Raw genomic sequence first — 24,671 nt, 5'->3', positions numbered from 1 at the left:
TGTTACTCAAGTTAAACATCACTATGAACCTTTTATTTATAAGCGGCCTTTTTAGTGGAATAGTCGGTTTGTTATGGCTGATCTTAATTATCTATGCTCTGTACGACATCATAAAAAGCAACATGCCGCAAAACACCAAGTTGCTTTGGATTATTATCGTTCTGGTTGCACCAATACTAGGATCAATTATTTACCTGATTTGGGGGAAAAACCAGACGATAAATATTTAAGCAGCCTCTTTCTCCGGCGGATGAATTTCATTTAAGCCTAACGGGATTAATTTTTTTGTTTTTAAAAAAGTAATCGTTACCACACTTAAAGTCATAAATCCTCCGAACAAAACAGCTGGGATTGTCCCCATCAGCTTTGCTGTAAGCCCCGATTCAAACGCACCCAGTTCATTAGAAGAGCCAATGAACATGGAATTTACGGCAGAAACCCTGCCTCTCATTTCATCTGGCGTAAGCAACTGAGAAATCGTTGATCGAATTATAACGCTCACGCTATCGAAAGCTCCTTCGCAGAAAAGGAAGAAGAGCGTGAGATAAAAGTTTCGGGAAAGGCCGTAGCAAATTATTGACAATCCAAAGCCGGTAACAGCGAATAGCAGGTTTCTCCATGGCTTATCCATGGGCGAGTGGCGCGTCATGAAAATCATAGTCAAAACAGCCCCTAATGCCGGCGCAGCGCGCATCATTCCAAATTGTTCAGCTCCAACATGCAAGACCTCAGTCGCGATAACCGGAATCAGAGCAACAGCGCCACCGAAAAACACCGAAAAAAGATCAAGGCTAAAAGCGCCAAGAAGCATCCTGCTTTTAAAAACAAAATGGATTCCTTCAGTAAGGCTTTTCACAATACTTTCCTTTGGGACATATTGAGGTGGACGGCTCTTGATGAAAAACAAACTTACAAACGAAAGAAAAATGAAGCCTATAATTACACTGAAAGTGACTGTAACGCCTGCAAATCCATAAATCAGTCCGCCTAAAGCCGGGCCAGCAATAGATGCAATCTGCCAGCTTGTGCTATTCCACGTCGAGGAGTTCGGATATAGCTCCCGGGGGACAATCTGGGCCATCAGTGAAAAAACCGTAGGCGACAAAAATCCTCGTCCAATTCCGATACAAAATATCATCAGATAAATTATCCATACAATATGTCCGTGATTTATTCGGTCTTTGATAGAAGGGATTGTTACCAGCAACAAAACTACAGAGCACAAAAACATTCCGAGTATAATCCGGCGAAGCAGCTTAGTTTTATCGGATTTATCAGCAACATAACCGCCGTAAAGCGAAATGCCAATTGACGGTATTGCTTCGGCAAGGCCGATCATTCCAAGCGAAAGCGGGCTTTTAGTTAAATGGTAAATATACCAGCCGATAACCACTGCTTGTATCTGGTAGCCAAACGTCAGAAAAAAACGCATGGCCAGGAATGCCCTGAATTCCGGGAATCGCAGCGCCGCGTAAGGGTCGGCTTTGGGTGTAGATGCTTGTGTTTCCAATAGAGGTTATTTTGCCGGCAAAGTTAAGCAACGAATGTGTTCGCTGGCTAACTGAATCGTATTTTAAGCGTATTTATTGACGAATGCCGTGCTGGTCTATTAAATAAACCAAAGAAGCCATTGCGGCGCCGCCTAATTCTAACTCTCGCCTGTTAACGTTTTCAAAAACATCATTCGGCGTGTGATGGATATCAAAGTAACGCTGTGAATCGGGCCTGAAACCGATCAGCGTTATTTCCGGAACTGTTCTCTTTAGCGGAGCAATATCGGTACCGCCGCCACCAACAGTTAGTTTGTCGGCTTCGTAAGGCTCAAGGAGTTTTTTCCAATCCGCGTTTGCGTTTGCAACTATGGCGCCGCTTGTCTGGAAGCTAAAACCGCGTGGAGTGAAACCACCCTCGTCTGATTCGATCGCAGCAATATGTTTCTCTTTATTTTCTGCGGCGAGTTCAGCATACTTCCTGCCTCCGCGGGCACCATTTTCTTCATTCATAAACATAACAGCGCGCACTGAATGTCTGGGCCGATAATTAAGCGATTTAAATATTCTCAATACCTCAACAGATTGCATCACGCCAGTTCCGTCGTCATGTGCTCCTTCTGCCATATCCCATGAATCAAGATGGCCACCGACTGTAATAAATTCATTTGGTTTTTCGGTTCCGGTTAACTCTCCAACAACATTGTATGATTTGATATCCGGAAGCATTTGGCAGTTTTGCTTCAAGAAAAATTTCACAGAGCCTGGTTTAGATGTTTTGAGTACCTGACTTAACTGATTTGCTGCAACGGTCGACAATGCAGCCGCTGGAATCTTTACGCCTAATGAGTCATATTGTGTTCCACCTGTATGAGGATAATTGTCTATTGCATGCGTTAAGGAACGAATAATAACCGCTACAGCACCGTATTTTGCCGCGACAGCCGGACCAGAGCGTCGTTGATCGCCGGCAGTACCATAGGAAATACCCGTTTCAATTGGCGTTGGATCAAATGGACGGTTGTAAAAAACAATCTTTCCTTTAACTCCCGCTTCGCCAAGCAACTTAACTTCATCCAACGTTTTTACTTCTACCACCTCGGCTGTCACGCCTGTTGCCGAAGTTGCTACAGAACCGCCAAGTGCACAGAGCGCTACGTTGATAGATTTTCCATTTGCAATGATTTTTCCAACTTCTTTTTCACCGCGCACCCAATGCGGAACCATCACTTCCTGTAAAAAAACTTTATCGAAACCATAAGATTGCATTAGCTGCTTTGTCCAGTCTACGGCTTTTTCGGCGTTTGCTGATCCACTTAATCGTGGGCCAATGTTTTTACACAGATAACGTAAGTTTTCATAACTTTTGCCGTTAATCAGTGCCTCATCATAAATTTTACGGAGTTGAATGGAATCTGTCGTCTGAGCTGATACCGCGGTAAAGAGGGTTATTGCCGCAAAAAGAGAAGTAAGTTTTTTCATGAAGGATCGGGTTAAGAAGCAAATATATAAAATACGTGTATTAAGAAATTTTATTCCACCCAATGCCATCGTGTTTAGTCATGAAATAAGCCGCTAATAGTTGATTTTTAGGATTGGCCAATTGAGGATCGTCTTCAAAAATCTTTATAACCGATTCCCGCGCTTCCTGTAAAATAGCCTGGTCGTTTGCCAGATCGGCAAGTTTTAAATCAAGGGTACCGCTCTGCTGAGTCCCTTCAATATTTCCTGGACCACGAAGCTGCATATCTATCTCAGAGATCTCAAAGCCATCATTCGTTCTGACCATCGTTTCGATGCGAATTTTTGCCTCACGGCTGAGCTTATTGCCCGACATCAGCACACAAAAGGATTGCTCCGCTCCTCGGCCAACGCGCCCTCTCAACTGGTGAAGCTGTGATAAGCCAAAGCGCTCCGAGTTTTCAATAATCATAACGCTGGCGTTTGGTACATTAACACCAACTTCGATAACTGTCGTTGCAACCATAATATGAGTCTCTCCCCGTACGAAGCGCTGCATCTCGTACTCTTTATCTTTAACAGGCATTTTTCCATGGACCACGCTGATGCGATACTTTGGAAGCGGAAAGACTTTTGCAATATGCTCCGCCCCGGCCTCCAAATGAAGTAAATCTAATTTTTCACTTTCCTTGATCAATGGATACACGACATAAATCTGTCGCCCTTTGTCAATCTCCTGTTTCATAAAGCCGAACATCCGTAAACGCTGACTTTCATAAAGATGCAGCGTTTGAATTGGTTTTCGTCCTGCCGGGAGCTCATCAATGACCGAGACATCCAAGTCGCCATACAGAGTCATAGCAAGTGTTCGGGGAATCGGCGTCGCAGTCATCACCAGCACATGCGGAGGAATGATATTTTTCTTCCATAATTTAGCACGTTGTTCAACACCAAAGCGGTGTTGCTCGTCAATAACTACAAGGCCCAGATTCTTAAACTGAACAACATCTTCAATAAGAGCATGCGTGCCTATTAAAATATCAATTCCCCCGGAAAGCAATTTCGCGAGCAGCGTTCTCCGCTTTTTGGCAGGTGTGGATCCAGTTAGAATCTCAACATTGATGAAGTCTGCTAGAACTAGCGACGTAATGGACTGATAGTGCTGCTGAGCCAGTATTTCGGTTGGAGCCATCATACATGCCTGAAAATCATTATCGATCGCCAGAAGCATGCTCATCAACGCTACGGCGGTCTTGCCGGATCCCACATCGCCCTGAATAAGCCGATTCATTTGAACGCCATTCTGGGTGTTCGTACGAATCTCTTTTATTACCTTTTTTTGCGCGTTCGTAAGTTCGAATGGTAGCAGCTCATTATAAAACGTATTGAATTTCTGGCCAACATTAGCGAAAACAGCTCCTTTAAATTTTGCCGTTTGCAGTAACTTGTTTCTAAGGAGTTTTAACTGAATGAAGAATAACTCTTCAAATTTAAGCCGGAATTGAGCCTGAGCCAGGTCAGACTGATTGGCGGGAAAATGGATAAACTGGTAGGCTTGTCTTCTGCTGATAAGCTTATGCTTTTCAAGCAAATATCCAGGCAGTATTTCTTCCACCTGATTTAAGATAAGCTCAAGCAGGCTAAATTGAACTTTTTGGATTCCCTTAGTATCCAGCGAAAATTGCTTGAGTTTTTCTGTTGAATTATAAACCGGTTGAAGTGTCAGGTTACCAGCTTTCTTTGAACTCGGGTCATATAGTTCAATTTCCGGGTGAGACATGGATATGCGCCCGTTAAATTCATTAGGCTTACTAAATGCAATGTAAACAGATCCAACCTGAATAACCTTATCGATCCATTTCAGGCTTTGAAACCATACGAGTTCAATAACACCTGTATCATCTTTAAATTGAGCTACAAGTCGCTTGGCCCTTTTATCACCTATAACTTCCTTCGAAACGATTCTTCCAAGAACTTGCACCTGCTGAAGATCTGCAGTAAGATCTCTGATTTTATAAAATCTCGTACGGTCGACATACCGGAAAGGAAAATAGTTAAGGAGATCAACGTAGCAAAAAACCCCTAACTCTTTTTTAATAACGTCACCCCGCTGGGGCCCAACGCCTTTTAAATATTCAATAGGTGTCGATAACGAATATTGAACCAATCAATTATGATTTATAGGCGATAACCGAAATTTCAACATTTACTCCTTTAGGTAATCCGGCAACTGCAACAGTTTCCCGCGCCGGAAAATCAGTGGTAAAATAGGAACTGTAAATCTCATTCACCTCAGCGAAGAGAGCCATGTCTTTCAAGAAAATCGTTGTTTTTACAACGTTACTGAAATCATAATCAGCTTCGTTCAGTATCGCTTTTAAATTGTTAAGAACCAATTGAGTTTCGGAAGAAATCGAATCAAGCACTAAATCATTTGTTTGCGGATCTATTGCTATCTGTCCCGAAATATATAAAAAGTTTCCTGCCTTTATCGCTTGGTTATAGGGGCCAATTGGAGCGGGCGCATTTGCTGTTTTGACGATTGATTTCATTTCTTAAAAAATAGCCATTCAATAAGTTTGTAAAGAAGCCCCCCAATAAAAACCAGTATCGCCGTAGCGTTAATGATATGCATTACCTTTAAATTGAAACTGGTCGGTCGATTAGGATCTTTTTTACGGAAAAAGTACATAGAACAAAAATAAAAAAGGCTCCGGGGTTCCGGAGCCTTTTTTTAAATAATATGCTTAATTACATTATTATTTGAATTCAACACGACGGTTTAAGATACGTCCTTCTTCAGTGCTGTTATCAGCAACAGGATTTTTCTCGCCGTAAGCTTTAACTGTGATTTTGCTTGCAGCAACACCAGAGTTTACTAAGTAAGTTTTTACTGAGTTAGCACGGTCTTTAGATAATTTCATGTTGTAAGAATCAGTACCTTCAGCTGAAGCATAACCTGACAAAGTCAAAGTTTTGCTTGCATCACCTCTTAAATCAGAAGAAACTCTGTCTAAAGTTGGGTATGAAGATGTTTTCAACACTGAGCTATCAAATTCGAACTGGATGTTTTCGTAAGCGCCAGTTGCAGCTACAGTATCTTTAGGGAACTGAATTGGGCAACCAGAACCATCAACAACAGTACCAGCTGGAGTTCCTGGGCATTTGTCAAATTTATCAGATACTCCGTCACCATCAGCATCAGCAGCTAATTGGTTAACAGTACCTTCTAAAGTAGATACACGTCCTTTTAAAGCTTCAACTTCCTGACGTAATGTAGGATCTTTTAATTCATCATACATTAAAGCAACAGGGTTAACCCAATCCAAGTTAGGTTTAGCGCTTGAACCTAATGAGAATTCAAGACCTCCGTAACCATAAGAATATTTGTCTTTTGTTGGGTGATCAGCTTTAATACCGTCAAGGTTATCTCCGTCTAAGAAATACATATTGTATCCCAAGTCAAAGTTAACACGATCAGATAATTTAAATTTGATACCTACACCAACCGGAATGAATTGCTCGTGAATGTATTTGTTATCTCCGTCATCACCAGCGCGATCTTTGTAATCATAAACTTGTCCGGTATTAAACGTAGTTTTTGGAGCGTATGCTGCAATACCGTAACCAGCTTTAACTAAGAAATTAACAGAGTTTTCACGACGTAAAAAGTCAACTGTTGCAACATTTACAACACCCATTAAAGATGCCTGCCATCCGAGTTCCGTTTTAAACTCTTTCGCGCCAGCTTTACCAGCTGTACCAACATCATCGTTATTACCTGACAAATCGCCACGTAAACCGGCAAGTTCTAAACCAAATGCATGGCCTAGTTGCTTGCGGATAGTTAAACCGTAGCCTAAATTAACGTCCCAGTTAGAGAAGTCATTAGATCCGCCAAGAACAGTAACCGGAGCTAAAACACCGGCGTTTACTCCGATATTCCAGGTTCTGTACTGACCTCTTCCACCAAATACCTTGGCAGAAGAACTGGTTGTTGACATTGCGGTCGACGTTGAGTCCTGCGCGTTAGCTGCTGTTACAGCCAGGGCAGAAATCATCGAACATGCAACAACCTTTTTAATTGTAGAATAATTCATGTTTCTGTTTTTAAGGTTAAACAATTTTAATTGTGTAATTTTTACAAAAGTAATTATAACTTTTATTTTGCCAAATTAACAACTATTGTTCCATTTTTACATCTCATTAACGTTTTCGCCACAAAAGGGTTTTACTTTTGTTTAAATAGATTTATATTATGAAGTATCGCACTATTGATAATTCCCTTTTTAAAAGCAACCGCCAAAAGTTTTATAACCTCCTGAAAAATAATTCTATAGCTATTCTTAATTCGAATGATGAATTTCCGAGGAGCGGCGACCAAACATTCACTTTTAAACAGAATCCCGACCTTTTTTATTTAAGTGGAATTGATCAGGAGCAAACTATATTGCTTCTTTACCCGGAGTGTCCTAATCCGCAATACAGAGAAGTACTGTTTTTAAGACAGACCAGCGACCTGATTGCTATTTGGGAAGGACATAAATACACAAAAGAAGAGGCTCGAAAGGCATCCGGCATACAGGCAGTTTATTGGCTGGACGACTTTCAAAATATCCTTCAAAGTATCATTTATTATTCTGACCATATATATCTGAATACGAATGAGAACGATCGCTATGCTCATACCGTTCCTTATAGAGATCTCCGTTTCATAAACGATCTGAAAGATAAATTTCCGCTTCATTCTTTTGAAAGAATGGCGCCTTTATTCAGAAAACTTCGTCCGGTTAAATCATCGATTGAAGTTGAACTGACCAAAAAAGCATGCAGTATTACACGTGATGCGTTTGTCAGAGTGCTTAAGTTTGTTAAACCGGGCGTAAAGGAATATGAGATAGAAGCAGAAATCATTCACGAATTCATAAGGCAGGGCGGAACGGGGCATGCCTATAACCCGATCATAGCATCCGGAAAAAATGCTATAGTTCTGCACTATAATGATAACAATCAAATTTGCAACGACGGCGATGTAATACTTTTCGATTTCGGCGCTGAGTATGCAAATTACAATGCCGACTTAAGTCGCTCCATCCCGGTAAACGGCCGATTTACAAAACGTCAGAAAGATGTTTATAATGCAGTGCATCATGTGATGAAAGAAGCTAAAAAGCTAATTGTGGCGGGTACTATATGGAATGAATACCAGGAAGAAGTTGGCAAAATCACAGAATCGGAGTTGATTAAACTTGGATTGATTGACAAGCATGACGTCGAAAAGCAAGACAAAAACTTCCCGTTATATAAAAAATATTTTATGCATGGCGTTTCACATCATCTCGGCATCGATGTCCACGACTTCGCGGGCAGATATGATCCATTCCAGGTTGGAAATATCCTTACTTGCGAACCGGGCATTTATATCCAGGAAGAAGGCTTGGGAATTCGCCTCGAAAATAACATTCTTATAACCGAGGGCGGAAATATTGATTTAATGGCAGATATTCCGCTTGATGCTGAAGAAATAGAAGACATTATGAACTCCTGATCCAGCGTTCAGAAAATTTATAAACGTTAAATTCTTTGGAAAAAAAAGCTTCTGCAAGTTCCTGCCGGAGCTTTTTTTTATCCAATGATTTTACAGCAAGGTTTCCTATGATATTAAAAATACGGTTTTCAAGTAACAGAAGCTTTTTATCGTTTTCCCCTGGTTTGTGATGAGTAATTTCATTAATTAGCTCAACAACGCCTTTTCCACTAATAGCTTCTGTTAAATAAACGGGTTTTAAAACTTCCTTTTTCAGATTATTGGCAAAAAGCGATGCATCTGGCCTGTCTGCTTTATTTACAACGAACAGATCAGCAATTTCAATGATTCCCGATTTAATGTTTTGTATATCGTCTCCCGCTTCGGGAACCAGTACCAGCACGGTGATATCAGCAAGGGCGGCTATTTCTATTTCTGACTGCCCCACACCGGCGGTTTCAATAATGACATAATCGAAGTTTGCAGCCTTCAGCACGTCGGCCATTTCAAAGGTCTTTTCGGATATGCCGCCCAAATAACCTCGTGTGGCAACAGACCGGATGTAAACGCCGGGATTATTAAACTGCTTGTTCATTCTTATCCGGTCGCCAAGCAAACTGCCCTTGCTGAACGCCGAAGTCGGATCCACAGCCAGGATTGCAACTCGTTTGTTATCCCTTGCTAATTCGGAAACTAACGAATTAATTAAGGTGCTTTTCCCCGCTCCCGGCGGGCCGGTTATCCCCAGAACAGGCGGATATTTATTGGGAAGTTTTTTTAGAATCTCTATGTAATCTCCAAGTTCATTTTCCACCATTGTTAAACATCTGGCTACCGCTTTAAAATCACCTGAAGTTAAACGATCGATTAATGATTGATCTGCCATTTAGATTACCTTTGCAAGATAATATGATTTTTTCTAGTTTAAGCTGCTTAATTTTTTAAATCATTCATGCCAGATTCTTCCGAAAGACCTTATAAGCATATTCTGGTTTGCAGAACAGATGCTGTGGGCGACGTTATTTTGGTGATGCCTCTGTGCGGAATGATTAAGAAATATTATCCTGATGCAAAAGTTTCGCTTTTAGGAAGAACTTATACGAAGCCTGTTGCCGCTTGCTGTATCCATATTGACGGATTTGTGAATATGGATGACTGGAATGGAAAAAGCGATGCAGAGATCGCGGAAATACTTAATGACCTTTCAATTGATACCGTGCTTTTGCTTCCTGCATACAAGCGTCTGGCATATATCATGAAATTTGCCGGGATTAAATTTCGGGTTGGCACCGCTACAAGATGGTTCCATTGGTTGTATTGCAATCGCTTGGTGTGGCTTAGTCGAAAAAATTCGCCGCTGCATGAAGCGCAGCTGCATTTTAAGTTATTGAAAGGAATCGGGATCAATGAATCACCATCAAAAGAGGAACTTTTTCAATATTACGGATTAAGCAATATTGAGCAGTTGGAAGATCGCTATAAAGAACTGCTCTCTGAATCGAAGTTCAACCTGGTCCTTCATCCGAAGTCTGGTCAGAACGCCCCGGAATGGAGCCTGGATCATTATTCGGCATTTATTGAACTGGCAGACAAAAATAAGTTCAACATTTTAATCAGCGGATCAGTAAAAGAGAAGGATGAGCTCGCATCCTGGCTAAAAAAACACAAAAACCAGGTAACTGATATAACCGGGATATTCTCCTTGAGTCAGTTTATCGCTTTTGTAAGTAACTGCGATGGGTTGCTGGCTTGCAGCACAGGGCCCGTTCATATTGCTGCCGCAACAGGAATACATGCGATGGGCTTGTATCCGACTGAACCATTCAGAAACGCAATCCGTTGGGCGCCTATTGGTGCGAAGGCTGAGCATATAAGTAGCTCCGGAAGCAATTTAAGTGATATCGAACCTCAATTAGTTTATAGTAAGATTAGAAGCTGGGAAAAATAATGTATGAAAGTAAGCGGCTTTACGTTTATCAGGAACGCGGTAAAAAATGACTACCCCATCGTCGAAGCAATTACATCGATCCTTCCTCTTTGCGACGAATTCATTGTTGCGCACGGAAACTCAGAGGATAATACCAGGGAATTGATCGAGGCGATTGGTTCACCAAAAATAAAGATCGTTGAGACAGTTTGGAATGATGATGTGAGAGATGGTGGCAAAACCTTCGCACTCGAAACAGACAAAGCCTTCGCCGCAATTTCAAAAGATAGTAATTGGGCTTTTTATATACAAGGTGATGAATGCGTTCACGAACAATATCTTCCTCTTATAAAAAGCGAGATGGAACAAACTTTGAATGATCCTAAGATTGAAGGCTTGCTTTTTCGGTATAAACACTTTTACGGCTCTTACGACTATTTCGCCTTTTCCAGGCGCTGGTACCGGAAAGAAATACGTATCGTGAAAAACTTACCCGGTGTTCATTCCTATCGGGACGCCCAGGGTTTCAGAATTGATGATCGGAAAATCCGTGTTAAGGAGATCGACGCATATATCTATCACTATGGATGGGTAAAACCTCCATCTAGTCTTAACCACAAAGTCAGAAATTTTAATAAGTTTTATCAGGAGGATCAGTGGATTGAAAACAATTATCCGGTATCTGATACGTTTGACTATGGAAATGCCGACAGGTTAATAAAGTTTGAAGAAAGCTATCCACAGGTAATGTCTGCAAGGATTGAAAAGAGTAATTGGAAATTCAGCTTTGATCCAACTACTTCTAAAAACAAAAATTCTTTTCGGAGAAGGTTACTCGAGAAGATTTTCGTTTGGACGGGCATAAGAATTGGAGAGTATAAGAATTACGAAAAAGTGAAATGAGAAAGTGTGGAACACGAATAAGAATAATTAATTTTGTAACATGCGTGTGACGTGTGCGTTATTGATATCTACTTATAATTGGCCGGAAGCGTTGGAACTCGTGCTACGAAGTGTGTTACAACAAAGCAGGATGCCTGACGAAATTTTAATTGCTGATGATGGATCTGGCCGGCCTACAATCGACCTGGTTAATAAATACCGGGATGCATTTCCTGTTCCCTTAAAACATGCGTGGATTGAAGATATAGGATTTAGAAAAAGCTTAGCGCTAAATAAGGCCATTAAAATGGCTCATTCAGATTATATTATTGAAGTTGACGGCGATATCATCTTGCATCCAAGATTCGTAGAAGATCATATGAAAGCCGCAAAAAAGGGCTTTTTCGTGCAAGGTAGCAGGACCATGCTTAATCAAAAGAAATCTGAAGAAATACTTCAAACAAAACAAGTTAAATTCTCGCCGTTTACTAAAGGAATTTACAGCCGGTTTAATTCATTTCGTATTCCTTTTTTATCGATTCTGTTTCAACCCGATCCAAAAGATTCTTATAACGCTAAAGCATGTAACATAGCTTTCTGGAGAAAAGATTATGTGCAAATAAATGGTTATTACAACGATTTTGAAGGTTGGGGCTGCGAAGATTATGAATTTGCTGCGCGCCTGATAAATAGCGGAATTTATAAAAAACGTTTAAAGATGGCTGCTATAGGCTACCACATTTTTCACAAGCATTATTCCAGACATAATCTACAGTCCAACGATGTAATTTACCAGCGTACATTGAAGGAAAAATTGACTTACTGTATAAACGGTTATCAGGAAGCGGAATAGATCAGATATATTATTACAAGGCCGTATAAGGAAAGCTTAATAATTTTGTATTTGTTTAAAGCAAAGCCAGAACGTTTAAAGCTTCCGTCATCTCTAAAACGTTCGCCGATGCCTGTAAACCGCAAACGCGAAAGGTTTTCGTAAAGAATGCCAAACTCATAGGCATTTCTAACCGTCATAAGTTCATAAATAAGTTCAAAATTGATTTTTCGTGTTTTCAAGTAAACCCTTAACATGTTGGCAATAAATTCTATCAAAATAATCAGCAATACGACTAGTCCGATTGCCTGGAGTTTTAAATGATTTAATATCAAGAAAACGACAGAAATAATCAGCCAGGCAAACATGGTTTCGCTGGTGTTTAAGAAGTCATAAAACTTATATTGTGGATTAAACTGTGGCAAATAACTGTTACCCCTTCCATAATAAAACTGTTTATAGTTTCTCTTTCCGTTGTGCCACCATGGGTGCGTAACTGCCGCGCCTGGTAGCGATTTATAATTTTTAAATCCATTCTTCTCACGTACCCTGAGAAAGAAGTCGACCTCTTCACCGCCGCCAAACTTAGGATAGTTTTCAGAAAAACGCAGGTCTTTTATCGCTGAACGGCGAATTATCATATTGGCTGTGGCTCCCCAGGCGTAGCTTTCTTTCGCTTTTGCCACGCTAAAGATTCCGGTTGCGCCCATCAATTCTAAAGCCTTTGCAAAAGTTGTTGGTGGTGACGGCATATTGACCAGGCCAATAAACCCAATCTCCTCCTGGTAATTCTGAATGGCGGCGGTATAGTTTAACAACAGATCATCTTGTACTTCGATATCATCGTCAAGAAATAGAATCCAGGTTCCGTCGCCCGCGTCGATTCCACGATTACGGGTAGCCGCTGCACCCAAATTAGAAGAATTGACAATTAAGATAACATCCTCATTATTAATTCTATTTGTTAAAGCTTCGCTAAGTACGATAGTTGGATTATCCGATATGAGGTAGTATTTTATTTGCACCTCTCCAGGTTTTTTCAGATCTAAAATTGGAAGTAAATACTGTTCCTGAAGCCTGAATGAGGGGATAATTATATCAATACTGAACGCCATAATGACTTGAAGTGGTCAAAAGTAAGCTATTATTTTTAATTTAGTCGCTCGCTAAAAATGATGCAAAAACATATACCTGGTAAAGAAACAGCTAACGGGCAACCACTAGTAAGCATAATTATCGCAACTTTTAACGCGGAAGAGCATCTCGAGAATTGCCTCTCATCAATCAGCGAACAAAAGGAAAAAAATATTCAACTGATCATCGTTGACGGAGGGAGCAGCGATCAAACCCTGGATATTATAAAAAAGTGGGAATCTACTATTTCTGCGTGGACGTCTGAAAGGGACAATGGAATTTATGACGCCCTAAACAAAGGCGTCGCTTTGGCAACTGGCAGGTGGGTATATTTCTTAGGTTCCGATGATTATCTGTTGCCTGGATTCAGCGATCTGACATCCCTGCTAAATGACGAGCAGACGGTATATTACGGCAACAGCGAGCCGGCAGACCTGCTAAGCGGTGCATTCAGCGCTTACCGGCTGGCAAAATATTCCATGAATCATCAATCGATTATTTATCCCGCCGCTGTATTTAAAAAATATCACTATGAGCTAAAATACCCGGTATTTGCCGATCATGTGTTAAATATTAAAGTTTGGGGAGACCGGCAATTTAAAAAACAATTTTACCCGATTACAATCGCCCATTATAATATGCATGGATTTTCCTCAATGACAGAGGATCCTGTGTTTAAAAAAGATAAAGCCGCACTTATAAGACGTCATTTTGGCCTCTCAATTTATCTAAGGTTCATCTTTAAACGATTCCGAAAGCAAAAGGAGAAGAACAGCAAATTTTACTAATTGACATGCTGCTGTTAAGCATTCTTCGTTTAATGAGTACTTTTGTTCAATTATAAATTGATGAAGACTTATTTTCGGCTACTGTCTTTTGCCAAACCCATAGAAAAATTTGCTATACCATATATCCTATTCACTCTTTTAGCAATTATTTTCAATACCCTAAACCTGGCGCTTCTTGCGCCATTGCTTGACACGCTTTTTTCGAGCACGAAGGTTTTAAAAACACCTACCGAGGTTCCGGCCGCATGGGATATCATGGGAAACTTTAATTATTATGTTAACTATTATCTGAAAGTTTATGGCGCGTGGACAACATTAAAAATCGTATGCTCTGTTATTGTTGTGTCGGTATTCCTTGCTAATATTTTCGCTTACCTTTCGCAGCGAATCATGGAAAATCTCAGGGCACATACTTTATTGAATCTCCGCAAATCCGTGTTTAATAACATGATTGATTTACACCTGGGATATTTCAGTAACGAACGTAAGGGAGACATCATGTCAAAAATCACCAATGATGTTCAGGTGGTTCAATATTCAGTTACGGGCACGTTACAGGTTATTTTTAAAGAACCTCTGCAAATAATCGCCTACCTGGTCATCTTATTAAATATTTCAGTTAAGCTTACGCTGATATCGCTGTTAGTAGTTCCCATTGCCGGCTTTGTTGTTGCCCGGATTGTAAAAAACTTAAAGCAGCAAGCCATCAATTTGCAGCAGTCATTTGGATTGATGATCAGTTATCTTGATGAAGCGCTTACCGGCATAAAGATCGTAAAGGCTTTTAACGCAAGTTTCCGGATGAAAGATCGCTTTAACAGTGAGAATCGCACATACACTAACATTGTTAAAGCAATGGCCCGCAGGCAACAACTTGCTTCTCCGACATCGCAGTTTCTCAGCGTTCTGATGATCTCAGGGATTGTGCTTTACGGAGGCTACCTTATTCTAAACAAGCAGTCGGAGCTAACATCTGCTCAATTTATAGTTTATATAGGCATTTTCTCACAATTAACCCGCCCGGTTAAATCAATCAGCGATTCTTTCAGCAACATACACCAGGGTATAGCGGCGGGAGAGCGGGTATTGGAATTAATCGATACAAAGCCTGCCATTACCGATCAGCCGGACGCGAAAGTTGTTGACGGTTTTAATGACAAAATTGAATTTCGCAATGTCGACTTCGCTTATGGCGATAAAATTGTCTTGAAAGACATTACAGCAGTAATTCCTAAAGGCAAAACAATTGCACTGGTGGGGCCGTCGGGCGGTGGCAAATCGACTTTGATGGATCTCCTTCCGCGATTTACCGAGCCTAAGTCGGGAAGCATTTTATTCGACGGTATCGATACCAAAACAATTAAAGCCGAATCACTCCGCGCGCAGATGGGATTCGTGAACCAGGAATCCATCTTATTTAACGATTCGATTTTTAATAATATAGCGTTTGGAAAACCGGATGCTACATTGGAAGAGGTAGAAGCAGCGGCCAAAATTGCCAACGCTCATGATTTCATTACCCAGACGGAAAATGGATATTTTACAAATATCGGCGACCGGGGAATGAAATTATCAGGTGGTCAAAAACAGCGGATAAATATTGCAAGGGCCGTTCTTTCCAATCCGTCCATTATGTTGCTTGACGAAGCAACATCTGCACTCGATACTGAATCGGAAAAACTAGTTCAGGATGCATTGAATAATCTGATGCAAAATCGTACAACTTTAGTTATCGCCCACCGTTTAAGTACGATTCAAAATGCGGATGAAATAATGGTGCTTGAAGGTGGAAGGATAGTCGAGCACGGAACGCACACTGACCTGATCAGCAAGAACGGCTTATACAGCAAGCTTGTTAATATGCAGACATTCGAATAAGAGCACCGGAAGCGTTTGTAATGGAGATTAAGAACAGAAATAAGTTTCGCTTTACGAGATTCGTTTTACTGAAACTCCCGTATCTCTTGAAGTTAATTTCCGTTCTGCGAAAATCGAGAAAGCGTATTCTTATTATTAAAATCGACGCTGTCGGCGACTATATTCTATTCAGGAACTTTATACAAGCCGTTAAAACATCCGATAAGTACAAAAACTACGAGATTGATTTGTGCGGAAATACGGCATGGAAAGATATTACCGTTGAATACGATTCAGAATGGATTGGCGAGGCTTTTTTCGTCGAACTAAATGACATATATGAAAGGCCTATCGATCTCCTGAAACTTGGCTGGCAGCTTTTTAAACGCCGGTATGAAGTTGTGCTGCAGCCAACATATACGCGAACATTGCTCAACGATGGCCTGGCCGCGTTGGCGTGCAGCGATCATCTTACAGGCTTTCAAAGCGATAATGAAAGAATACTACCCCGATACAAGAAAAAAATGGATCTCTTTTACACCGACCTGCTATTACTTCCTCCGGATATACATTTTGAGTTCTACAGGAACAAATTCTTTTTCGAAACGGCGCTCTCCCAAAAAATCGAGCTCATAAAACCTGTAATAGCAACAGCAAAACAAAAAGGCAATTACGTCGCTATTGTACCGGGTGCCGGTTCGGTCAAAAGGGAATGGGGTGCAGAGAACTTCAGTGTAGTGATCAGGCAGATATTAGCCCGGACAAACTACGATGTTATTATTTTAGGAAGCCAAAGCGAACGAAATTTGGCACAAGTAATTGTTGCCATGACTGGCGATAACAGGGTAACAAGCATCGCCGGAAAAACAACTTTACCTGAAGTCATCCATACTATTTCAGCCGCAGAATGTGTAATAACGAATGATACAAGTGCAATTCATATAGCGGCGGCTTGTAATACACCTGCTGTTTGCATTCACGGCGTAGCTCACTACAAACGTTTTATTCCTTATCCGGAAGAACTAAGCCGGAATTTACGTTTTGTGTACACCATGATGCCATGCTATAATTGTAACTGGTACTGTATTTATGAAACAAAAAAAGAAGAACCATATCCATGTATCTCGGTAAATACAGTCGATCAGGCGCAAAGTGCATTTTTTGAAATAATGTCTCACAACCCTGTCGTAAATAATTAATAAATCATGCCTTACCAAACGTCATCTCCGCTACTTTTCATCATTTTCAATCGGCCAGATACGACGTTGACGGTTTTTGAAAGGATCAGGGAAGCAAAGCCGAAGCGTCTGTATATTGCAGCTGACGGGCCGCGGACAAGTAGGGAAGACGAAGAACATCTTTGCAGCGAAGCGCGCAAAGTTATTGAGCAGGTTGATTGGGATTGCAGTGTAGAAACGTTGTTCCGTGAGAAAAATCTTGGCTGTAAGTATGCTGTTTCATCTGCGGTCGACTGGTTTTTTTCCAAAGAAGAAGAAGGTATTATTTTAGAAGACGACTGCCTTCCCTCAAATGACTTTTTTCGCTTTTGCGACGAGATGCTTGTCAAATACAGGTACGATTCCAGGATTAGGCATATAACCGGTTGCAACCTCCAATACGGGAAAAAATGGGGTGACGCCACTTATTACTTTTCCCGGAATGTGCACGTTTGGGGCTGGGCTAGCTGGAAACGTGTATGGAATTCTTATGATGTTGAACTGTCAAAATATCAGCGGCCCGAAGCTGAAAGGCAATTCTCTAATGTTTTTTCCGAACAATTGCTGATACAAAGCTGGGTTGATATCTTCCAGCAGCTAAAAGATGGTAAGATAGATACATGGGACTACCAGGTAGGAATCATTAATTTTTTTGAAAACGGACTTTGTGTAATTCCGAATTGCAACCTCGTTTCCAATATAGGTTTTGGGCAAAATGCAACACACACCTTTAACGAAGTTGATCGTAATGCTAATATTCCGCACGAAGATCTACCGGCTGAAGTAATTCATCCCGAGTATATCTTAGCGGAAACAAAGGCTGATTCACTACTACTAAATCGCGACTTTGATATCGAGAACAGGTTAAAAAAACTTCGCAAAAAAGAGCGAAAGATGCAAATAAAAAGACTTCTTGGCTTTAAGTGATGTTAGGTTTATTCAGCATATCTTTTATCATATCGTGATCTTGCATCGTTAAACTTTCCAATGTGACAAGCCGCTTATCAAAACGGCTGACAAGTTTTCGGGCTTTCCGTATGATGAAAGGCTCTTTCTTTTCAAAAAAGGGATTCTGCTCAAACTTCGTTTTTGAAAATAAATGTAGGTTAAGACCGTAATTTTTTAGGCTCTCGCTGTCGGTATAATAATATAGGCCAAACATATTTCCTAATACTCTTAATGACTCTTGTGTATAGAAAGCAACATGCTGACCGGTTTGTGGTGAAAAATACCACCAGTCATCACATGAGTCAATCGGCTTCTCGGGAATCAACTCCGTTGTAAAAATTATGTTATTTGAAAAATCGACAATTTCGCGCATAAACCCAATCGGATCAACAAGATGCTCTAAGACTTCAAACGCCGTTAACGCGGTAAACTGTTCCGTGCCTTTCACGTCAGCAAGGTCAAAATGCTTTGCAAACAAATTGTCACAATATTTATCTGTCGTATAAAAATTAAACCCACGATCTCTCATCAACCTGGTGAATAATCCGTATCCACCTGCATAATCGAGGAAAACACCTTTGGAATTAAAATTTCTATAAAGAAATTTAGTTAAATTATTTGCCAGGCTCAGATTTCGCCAAACAAGGCCGACATCCAGATCAGTTATTGCAGATGCGTAAGCTTCTCCAAGCCAATATGGTTCCTCCGTTTGTATAAATCCTGTTTCGACACACTGATAATATCTCACCACATACTTATTTAAAACCGTGGTTTCAAAAAGTAATCGGGTATCTCCTCCTGTAATTTTGCTTTTCATAAATGCGTGCACAATTTGTCAAAATAATTTGAAACTGCTCTGCCAACAATAAAAAAGGCTGCCTTATAAAAGACAGCCTTGTATTATCGTAATATTTTCTTACAATTTCCTCTTCACTTCAACCTGCTCGTATGCTTCAACGATATCGCCAACTTCGATGTTATTAAAGTTATTAATGTTCAATCCGCATTCATAACCGGCCGAAACTTCTTTCACATCATCTTTATAACGTTTCAATGAAGCAAGCTCACCTGTGTAAACTACCACGCCGTCGCGAACGATACGGATCTTGCTGTTCCTGGTGATCTTACCGTCAAGAACCATACAACCTGCAATCGTTCCAACTTTTGTGATCTTAAATGTCTCACGGATCTCGACGTTGGCAACGATCTTCTCTTCGAATTCCGGTGCAAGCATGCCTTCCATAGCCGCTTTTACTTCATTGATCGCATCGTAAATGATCGAGTACAAGCGGATATCAATTTCTTCCTGCTCAGCAAGCTTACGTGCGCCTGATGATGGACGAACCTGGAAGCCGATGATGATTGCATCTGATGCCGACGCTAACAATACGTCTGATTCTGAAATCTGGCCAACCGATTTATGAATGATATTAACCTGTATTTCCTGCGTTGAAAGTTTAAGCAATGAATCTGAAAGAGCTTCGATCGATCCATCCACGTCACCTTTAACGATGATATTCAATTCCTTGAAGTTACCGATAGCCAAACGTCTGCCGATCTCATCAAGCGTAATATGTTTTTGTGTTCGTAAACCTTGTTCACGTTGTAACTGAAGGCGCTTGTTAGCGATTTCACGAGCTTCTGGTTCGCTTTCCATTGCGTTAAACTTGTCACCCGCGGTTGGCGCTCCCTGCATACCTAACACCTGTACAGGAGTTGAAGGTCCGGCCTGGTCAACTTTCTGTCCGCGCTCATTACTTAGCGCTTTTACCCGCCCGCTGTAACATCCCGCAAGGATCGGATCACCGACACGCAAAGTACCAGCCTGTATCAATACTGTAGTTACAATACCACGTCCTTTATCAAGTGCCGCTTCGATAACAGTACCAACAGCACGTTTATTTGGATTCGCTTTCAGGTCAAGTATTTCCGCTTCCAGCAATACTTTCTCTAAAAGAAGGTCGATGTTTAAACCGCTCTTCGCGGAGATTTCCTGGGTCTGGTATTTTCCGCCCCACTCTTCAACAAGAATATTCATTGCCGAAAGTTGCTCACGAACTTTATCCGGATTAGCCCCTGGTTTATCAATTTTATTGAATGCAAAAACTATCGGAACACCGGCCGCCTGCGCGTGGTTGATAGCTTCACGTGTTTGAGGCATGACACTGTCGTCTGCCGCAATTACGATGATGGCTATATCTGTTGCCTGGGCACCACGGGCACGCATTGCGGTAAACGCTTCGTGACCAGGTGTATCCAGGAAGGTGATCTTACGTCCATCTTCCAGTTTAACCTCGTATGCACCAATATGCTGCGTGATACCTCCGGCTTCGCCAGAGATCACATTCGTTTTACGTATAAAGTCAAGCAATGAGGTTTTACCGTGATCGACGTGACCCATTACGGTAACGATCGGAGCACGAGGCAGCAAGTCATCGTCTTCATCTTCCTCTTCAAGGTTTATCTCTTCCTCTGTTGGTTTAACGAAGTCGACCTGGTAGCCAAACTCATCTGCTACAATAGTTAATGTTTCAGCATCAAGTCGTTGGTTGATCGACACAAACATTCCCAAACTCATACAAGTGGAAATGATTTGCGTTACGGAAACGTCCATCATGCTTGCGAGCTCGTTAGCGGTAACAAACTCGGTAACTTTCAGAACCTTCGACTGCATTTCTCTTTCTAATGCAGCTTCTTCCGCAGACTGTGCAACGTCATCACGTTTCTGGCGGCGTAACTTCGCACGCTGCGCAAATTTTCCGGATTTACCTGCGCCGCTTAAACGGGCAAGTGTTGCTTTGATCTGATCTTGTATTTCTTTTTCTGATGGTTCCTCTTTCGGACCACTGTCGGGACGTGCGCTTCTGTTTCTGAAATCAGGCCTTGCAGAATTTCCCTGCTGGCCCCCGCCTTGCTGGCTTCTGTTCCGGAAATCAGGACGGTTGCCCGACTGTTGATTTCCACCCGGTTGAAATGGCTTGTTTCCAGGCTGGAATGGCCTGTTATTTCCCGGCTGTGGTGTCTGTTGCTGTCCCTGCTGATTAGCCGGCCCGTCAAGTTGATCCTTACGTTTTCTTTTGCGCTTGTGATCATTGGCGGCAGCATTTGACGAAGACGAGGCAACAGGCTGATCTTTACGACGCGGCGGATTTACCGGAAGGGTAATTCGCCCAACAACGTTCGGGCCGCTTAAGCGCTCAGCTCTCGCACGGATAACATCCTCCTCATCATTTTTTTCTGCAACTGGTTGCTCCGGAGCTTTAACAGGCTCAGGTGTCGGAGCTGGTGCTGCCGGCGGTTGAACTGCCTCCGGTTTGGCTTCAGCTTCCGCGATAACTTCAACCGGCTTAACTGGCTCTGGCTCTTGAACAGGTGCCGGAATATCTTCCTTTACCGCTTCAACGGGCTTTTCTTCCACAACAGGCTTTTCAGCTTCCGCAGGTTTTTCCGGGCGCCGTGGATGCAAATTGTTAAGATCTATCTTACCAACAACCTTTACACCAGGTAATGTAGATTCGTCGTTCTCTTTATTTTCAGGCTGATCGGCAACAACTGGTGTAGGAACCGGTTTTGGTTTTTCGGTCTGAGATGCGAAGGTTCCTGCATTTTTAATCAGGATTTCATCCTGATCGAATTCATTAGAACGGCGATTTTCAGGTCGTTCTGCTGTTACAGGAGGCGAGTCATCACGACGGATCTTGCCAATACTGATCTGTTTAGCTTCTTCCCTCACAATTTTATCACCCTGGAATTCCTTTAAAAGAACATCGTACATGTCCTCCGTCAGTTTGGTATTAGGTTTAGGTTCAACTTTATGACCTTTTTTACCTAAAAACTCAACTGCAGTAGAGAGGCCAATATTCAGCTCTTTCGCCGCTTTTAATAAATTAATGCTTTTTCCTTCTGACATCTAAAAATATAATCTCACTAAAATTTGAACAAAAATACGGATTTTAGTTCATTAACTAATGAACGATCCTGCTTTAGGTTTTATTCAAACTCAGCTTTTAAAATTTCAATAACTTCTTTAACGGTACTTTCTTCCAGATCTGTACGTTTTACCAGCTCATCTACTGAAAGTTCCAGCACCGATTTTGCAGTATCCAGGCCGATTCTTTTGAACTCGTCGAGAATCCAGCCATCGATTTCATCTGAAAACTCTTCGATATCCACATCTTCATCGTTTTCATCTGCTTCACGATACACATCAATCTCATAACCAGTCAGTTTACCAGCCAACTTGATGTTATGCCCGCCACGACCTATAGCCAGGGATACCTGGTCAGGTTTTAAATACACTGCTGCACGTTTTTCTTCGTCATCCAGTTTGATACTTGATATTTTAGCCGGACTAAGTGCACGCTGTATGTACAAAGAAATATTGTTCGTAAAATTAATAACGTCAATATTTTCATTTTTCAATTCGCGGACAATACCATGGATACGGGAGCCTTTCATACCAACGCACGCGCCAACCGGATCAATACGATCATCATAGGATTCAACGGCAACTTTGGCGCGTTCGCCAGGTTCACGGACAATTTTTTTAATGGTGATCAAACCATCGAAAATTTCAGGAACTTCCAGCTCAAATAAGCGCTGTAAAAATTCCGGCGCTGTACGCGAAATGATGATTTTAGGATTGCTGTTCATCATATCCACCTTTAAAATCACGGCACGAACAGAATCTCCTTTTTTGAAGTAATCTGCGGGGATTTGTTCAGTTTTTGGCAGGAGCAGCTCATTCCCTTCATCATCCAGAACGAGTGTTTCTTTTTTCCAAACCTGGTAAACTTCGCCTGTAACTATTTCGCCTGTACGGTCCTTATACTTACGGAAAATTTCATCTTTTTCAAGTTCCAGAATCTTAGATACTAAAGTTTGGCGAGCCGCCAAAATAGCGCGACGGCCGAAACTTTCGAGCGTAATCTGCTCGATAAAATCATCGCCAACTTCCAGGTCGGCATCTATTTTATGCGCATCGGCAAGCTCTATTTCTAAATCATCATCTTCCGAGAAGCCATCTTCCATAACTGTACGCGTACGCCAGATCTCCAAGTCTCCGTTATCCGGATTCACGATGACGTCGCAATTCTCATCAGTACCATACTTTTTGCGGATCATGCTGCGGAACACTTCTTCCAAAACACTGATTACTGTAGGTCGGTCGATATTTTTGAAGTCTTTAAACTCCTGAAATGAATCGATTAAGTTAATACTGCTCATTTTTATTTAAATGAAATTAAAACCTTTGTTTCTGTTATTTCTCCAAACGGTACGAAGACTTCTTTTAATTCAGCCTTCTTCCCTTTTACTTTAATTTGCTGTTCTATATTAATTCCCTCCGGCTCTACCGATAATAAATTACCTTCCAACTGAGAGCCATCGGTTTTTTTTACGCTTAACAATCTGCCCACATTTTTCTGATACTGCCTGGTCGACTTTAGCGGAGTATCAATGCCAGGTGATGAAACCTCCAAATTATATGCAGTTTCAATGGCATTTTCTTCTTCTAAATGAAACCCGACATGGCGGCTGATTGCTACGCAATCTTTAATATCCACGCCGTTGTCGCCATCAATTAAAATCAGCAGCTTATTGCCGGGCGCCATCTTAATATCAACAAGAAAAAGATCGTCCCGGTCTGCAATTTTTTCTTCAACAAGTTCAGTTACTCGTTTTTCAACATTCATCTCACTGGTATTTATGCAAATGCAGGTCAAAAAAAAGAGGGGACAAACAGGTCCCCTCTTTTCAGATTGCTGCAAATATACAAATTATTTATAAATCAATAAACAAGACACTTATTTATTTCATTAACAAGCGCTTACTAAATGAGCTAGAAAGAAAATGTTTTGCTGACGATCTTAATCTTTCCTGGGAGAGCCGGGTCTTTGAATACCTGCATTGCAGAATAGTACGCCGGTGCATGGAATTCTGCCCTGTAAGTGTTCCTGCGGACAAATCCTTTAGCGGGAATAAATTCCACCAATCCGTTAGTAACTTGGTAATTCCCTGGTTCCAGCTTTTCAAAGCCAATTAACGATTCATCAGCCGATTGTAAATACACCGGAAAAACCTTCTCAAGCAATTGTTTTAAATTTGAATCAGCTTTAAATGTTTGAATCAGATCGTAATCAAGTCCGGCTAAAACAATTTGAGTACTATCTTTATTTAAAGAAAAATTAACTGATTCAGCCTGGCGTTGCACACATGCTGGAAAAGCGTACATCAAAACAAATAGTAAACCTGCACTGATTATGAAATTAATTATCGAATTTTTACTGATGGGCGTAGCCGTCATCCTTGCTTCGTTTGTTGTTCCCGGCGTTGAAGTAAGCGGTTTTGGAAGCGCGTTACTTGCCGGCATTTTAATCGCACTGGCAAATGCCACGGTAGGGCTAATCTTACGAATCTTTACATTCCCATTAAACATTTTAACATTAGGGCTAATGTCATTTATCATCACAGTTTTGATGGTGTTGTTAGTTGACAGGCTAATGGATGGCTTTAACACCAGCGGCTTTTTATCGGCAGCAATCTTCGCAATCGTACTAGCCATTATTAAAATGATATTTGCGGGCTTAAATAAAGATAAATAATCGCGA

Annotated in this window: 23 protein-coding genes; 10 read left to right on the top strand and 13 right to left on the bottom strand. The window is 41.3% G+C overall.

What is annotated here, in order from left to right:
- The first annotated feature begins 23 nt into the window (after positions 1-23).
- Complete coding sequence (locus GS399_RS03510) at positions 24-230, top strand: PLDc N-terminal domain-containing protein (protein WP_160843183.1); 207 nt, start codon at positions 24-26, stop codon at positions 228-230.
- Here the strand turns inward: GS399_RS03510 and GS399_RS03505 are convergent.
- The 6 genes from GS399_RS03505 to GS399_RS03485 form a co-directional block, all read right to left on the bottom strand.
- Entirely contained in the window at positions 227-1,510 is a 1,284-nt protein-coding gene (locus tag GS399_RS03505; protein WP_237487847.1) for an MFS transporter, read from the bottom strand. The genes GS399_RS03510 and GS399_RS03505 overlap by 4 nt on opposite strands.
- A 73-nt stretch (positions 1,511-1,583) precedes the next feature.
- Complete coding sequence (locus tag GS399_RS03500) at positions 1,584-2,972, bottom strand: M20/M25/M40 family metallo-hydrolase (protein ID WP_160843182.1); 1,389 nt, start codon at positions 2,970-2,972, stop codon at positions 1,584-1,586.
- Between the two features lie 40 nt (positions 2,973-3,012).
- Entirely contained in the window at positions 3,013-5,118 is a 2,106-nt protein-coding gene (gene recG / locus GS399_RS03495) for an ATP-dependent DNA helicase RecG (RefSeq protein WP_160843181.1), read from the bottom strand.
- Between the two features lie 4 nt (positions 5,119-5,122).
- Positions 5,123-5,503 (bottom strand): RidA family protein, encoded by a 381-nt coding sequence (locus GS399_RS03490; protein WP_160843180.1) that lies wholly within the window; start codon positions 5,501-5,503, stop codon positions 5,123-5,125.
- Positions 5,500-5,643 (bottom strand): DUF6728 family protein, encoded by a 144-nt coding sequence (locus tag GS399_RS21060; protein WP_369410094.1) that lies wholly within the window; start codon positions 5,641-5,643, stop codon positions 5,500-5,502. Before GS399_RS21060 ends, GS399_RS03490 begins: the two co-directional genes overlap by 4 nt.
- 67 nt (positions 5,644-5,710) lie before the next feature.
- Positions 5,711-7,051 (bottom strand): OmpA family protein, encoded by a 1,341-nt coding sequence (locus tag GS399_RS03485; RefSeq protein ID WP_160843179.1) that lies wholly within the window; start codon positions 7,049-7,051, stop codon positions 5,711-5,713.
- 158 nt (positions 7,052-7,209) lie between these two features.
- Here GS399_RS03485 and GS399_RS03480 point away from each other — a divergent pair, with 158 nt between their 5' ends.
- Positions 7,210-8,499: an aminopeptidase P family protein gene (locus tag GS399_RS03480; RefSeq protein WP_160843178.1), complete on the top strand. Its 1,290-nt coding sequence runs from the start codon at positions 7,210-7,212 to the stop codon at positions 8,497-8,499.
- On the opposite strand, the gene meaB is transcribed toward GS399_RS03480, so the two are convergent.
- The gene (meaB, locus tag GS399_RS03475) at positions 8,486-9,364 is read right to left on the bottom strand and encodes a methylmalonyl Co-A mutase-associated GTPase MeaB (protein ID WP_160843177.1); all 879 of its coding nucleotides are present in this window, start codon (positions 9,362-9,364) and stop codon (positions 8,486-8,488) included. The genes GS399_RS03480 and meaB overlap by 14 nt on opposite strands.
- 66 nt (positions 9,365-9,430) lie before the next feature.
- Between meaB and GS399_RS03470 the strand changes: the two genes are divergently transcribed.
- The 3 genes from GS399_RS03470 to GS399_RS03460 are packed head-to-tail and all read left to right on the top strand — an operon-like array spanning position 9,431 to position 12,140.
- A complete protein-coding gene (locus tag GS399_RS03470) occupies positions 9,431-10,426 on the top strand; it encodes a glycosyltransferase family 9 protein (protein ID WP_160843176.1) in 996 nt (331 codons plus the stop codon).
- 3 nt (positions 10,427-10,429) lie between these two features.
- Positions 10,430-11,308, top strand: a complete 879-nt coding sequence (locus tag GS399_RS03465) for a glycosyltransferase family 2 protein (protein ID WP_160843175.1) — start codon at positions 10,430-10,432, stop codon at positions 11,306-11,308.
- A gap of 40 nt (positions 11,309-11,348) precedes the next feature.
- Entirely contained in the window at positions 11,349-12,140 is a 792-nt protein-coding gene (locus GS399_RS03460) for a glycosyltransferase family 2 protein (RefSeq protein ID WP_160843174.1), read from the top strand.
- Here GS399_RS03460 and GS399_RS03455 read toward each other — a convergent pair.
- Entirely contained in the window at positions 12,125-13,234 is a 1,110-nt protein-coding gene (locus tag GS399_RS03455) for a glycosyltransferase family 2 protein (RefSeq protein WP_160843173.1), read from the bottom strand. The genes GS399_RS03460 and GS399_RS03455 overlap by 16 nt on opposite strands.
- A 57-nt stretch (positions 13,235-13,291) precedes the next feature.
- On the opposite strand from GS399_RS03455, the gene GS399_RS03450 reads away from it, so the two are divergent.
- From GS399_RS03450 to GS399_RS03435, 4 genes are all read left to right on the top strand, one after another.
- Positions 13,292-14,041 carry a glycosyltransferase family 2 protein gene (locus tag GS399_RS03450; protein WP_160843172.1) on the top strand — a complete coding sequence of 250 codons (750 nt, stop codon included), beginning with the start codon at positions 13,292-13,294 and terminating at the stop codon, positions 14,039-14,041.
- A 60-nt stretch (positions 14,042-14,101) separates the two neighbouring features.
- Positions 14,102-15,919 (top strand): ABC transporter ATP-binding protein, encoded by a 1,818-nt coding sequence (locus tag GS399_RS03445; protein WP_160843171.1) that lies wholly within the window; start codon positions 14,102-14,104, stop codon positions 15,917-15,919.
- Positions 15,920-16,005: 86 nt separating this feature from the next.
- The gene (locus GS399_RS03440; RefSeq protein WP_160843170.1) at positions 16,006-17,097 is read left to right on the top strand and encodes a glycosyltransferase family 9 protein; all 1,092 of its coding nucleotides are present in this window, start codon (positions 16,006-16,008) and stop codon (positions 17,095-17,097) included.
- Between the two features lie 6 nt (positions 17,098-17,103).
- On the top strand, positions 17,104-18,042 hold the full coding sequence (locus GS399_RS03435; RefSeq protein ID WP_160843169.1) for a nucleotide-diphospho-sugar transferase: 939 nt from the start codon (positions 17,104-17,106) through the stop codon (positions 18,040-18,042).
- Here the strand turns inward: GS399_RS03435 and GS399_RS03430 are convergent.
- The 5 genes from GS399_RS03430 to GS399_RS03410 all read right to left on the bottom strand — a co-directional run bounded on the left by GS399_RS03430 (position 18,035) and on the right by GS399_RS03410 (position 24,295).
- Complete coding sequence (locus GS399_RS03430; protein WP_160843168.1) at positions 18,035-18,880, bottom strand: class I SAM-dependent methyltransferase; 846 nt, start codon at positions 18,878-18,880, stop codon at positions 18,035-18,037. The genes GS399_RS03435 and GS399_RS03430 overlap by 8 nt on opposite strands.
- Before the next feature lie 99 nt (positions 18,881-18,979).
- Complete coding sequence (infB, locus tag GS399_RS03425) at positions 18,980-21,973, bottom strand: translation initiation factor IF-2 (protein ID WP_160843167.1); 2,994 nt, start codon at positions 21,971-21,973, stop codon at positions 18,980-18,982.
- Between the two features lie 80 nt (positions 21,974-22,053).
- Positions 22,054-23,289, bottom strand: coding sequence for a transcription termination factor NusA (gene nusA / locus GS399_RS03420; protein WP_160843166.1), 1,236 nt, complete (start codon positions 23,287-23,289; stop codon positions 22,054-22,056).
- Positions 23,290-23,291: 2 nt separating this feature from the next.
- The gene (rimP, locus tag GS399_RS03415) at positions 23,292-23,756 is read right to left on the bottom strand and encodes a ribosome assembly cofactor RimP (RefSeq protein WP_160843165.1); all 465 of its coding nucleotides are present in this window, start codon (positions 23,754-23,756) and stop codon (positions 23,292-23,294) included.
- 146 nt (positions 23,757-23,902) lie between these two features.
- Complete coding sequence (locus GS399_RS03410; protein ID WP_160843164.1) at positions 23,903-24,295, bottom strand: hypothetical protein; 393 nt, start codon at positions 24,293-24,295, stop codon at positions 23,903-23,905.
- Between the two features lie 28 nt (positions 24,296-24,323).
- Between GS399_RS03410 and GS399_RS03405 the strand changes: the two genes are divergently transcribed.
- Positions 24,324-24,665: a phage holin family protein gene (locus GS399_RS03405; RefSeq protein ID WP_160843163.1), complete on the top strand. Its 342-nt coding sequence runs from the start codon at positions 24,324-24,326 to the stop codon at positions 24,663-24,665.
- Positions 24,666-24,671 lie beyond the last annotated feature (6 nt).

This window comes from Hufsiella arboris, assembly GCF_009834875.1.
GTDB classification, from domain to species: domain Bacteria; phylum Bacteroidota; class Bacteroidia; order Sphingobacteriales; family Sphingobacteriaceae; genus Hufsiella_A; species Hufsiella_A arboris.
Note: the sequence above shows the minus strand (reverse complement) of the source record. Positions and strands in the feature narration are given on the sequence as shown.